The organism is Planococcus sp. RAB007_Raresut (assembly GCF_057369535.1).
Window position 1 is genome coordinate 1 of the sequence record NZ_JBXYIF010000146.1, and the last position, 264, is coordinate 264.

The 264-nt window shown below is 63.3% G+C and carries 1 protein-coding gene; it reads right to left on the bottom strand.

Features of this window, described 5'->3' with window-relative positions; all coding sequences use genetic code 11:
• On the bottom strand, positions 1–78 hold a 78-nt coding region (locus tag AC2Q9J_RS18075; protein WP_499042083.1), incomplete at its 3' end, for a twin-arginine translocase TatA/TatE family subunit.
• Positions 79–264: the final 186 nt, after the last annotated feature.

Consider the following 264-nt stretch of genomic DNA (forward strand, 5'->3'; position numbering starts at 1 on the left):
TTCGGAAATCCGCCCGCGACCGAACAGGACGAGCACGACGACGGCGATAATGGCGAGCTGCCAGACACTGAGACCCATGGGACCTTCTCTTTCACATTGCTTGGATGCGAATATAGGCGTTGCGCGGGCTTAGCGCCAGTCAGCTCTCTTCGGGATCGTCGCTTCGCTCGGTATCGTCCGCCCCATCCTCGCCCGCGCCCTCTCCCATCAACTCGTCATAGGCATCGTCGACCGGGTCGAGCAGGCCGGCCGCGCGCAACTGCG